The organism is Cellulomonas citrea, from assembly GCF_009829685.1.
Lineage (GTDB): Bacteria > Actinomycetota > Actinomycetes > Actinomycetales > Cellulomonadaceae > Cellulomonas > Cellulomonas citrea.
The window spans coordinates 1-514 of the sequence record NZ_VWSD01000401.1 but is presented as its reverse complement, the minus strand read 5'-3'; the positions used below and the strand labels follow the sequence as shown (position 1 = coordinate 514).

Sequence of the window (514 nt, the reverse complement as noted above, 5' to 3'; positions counted from 1 at the left end):
ATCACCTGCCCTGAGTGTGGCAACAAGGCAGTCGAGACCATGCCGACAGATGCCTGTCAGTGGTTCTACGAATGCACATCATGCGGGGCCGTGATCAAGCCTCTACCAGGCGATTGCTGTGTCTATTGCTCCTACGGAACCGTGCCTTGTCCGCCGATCCAAGAAGGTGGGTCGTGTTGCGGCTGATCAATGTGCGTGATCCAAAATACTGTGGAGAAGAAATGTGTTGCAGTTGCTGTAGCGGACACATTGCAGACGTTGGCCTTCCAAGTGTGCTATTTAAGATGGCATGCGGCATAGAAGGACTGAGAATTGGTAAGCGAACCATTCTACAAGGCACACTGGCGCGACATCGATCCAGAACGGATGTCAGCCTACAAGGGTGGGTTCCGCTGGGACGACGCGACCGAAGCACTCTACGAACCGGCCGGGGTTTCGGTCGGACAAAAAGTTGCAGACTTTGGCTGCGGCCCTGGCAAAATCGCCGTGGAGCTTGCTAACCGGGTAGGAAAAT

Annotated in this window: 2 protein-coding genes; both read left to right on the top strand. The window is 54.7% G+C overall.

What is annotated here, in order from left to right; all coding sequences use genetic code 11:
* Nucleotides 1–186, top strand: coding sequence for a GDCCVxC domain-containing (seleno)protein (locus tag F2B26_RS17700; RefSeq protein ID WP_499679461.1), 186 nt, complete (start codon nt 1–3; stop codon nt 184–186).
* A gap of 126 nt (nt 187–312) precedes the next feature.
* Nucleotides 313–514, top strand: a 202-nt coding sequence (locus F2B26_RS17325) for a class I SAM-dependent methyltransferase (protein WP_210766863.1), incomplete at its 3' end; no start/stop codon positions are given.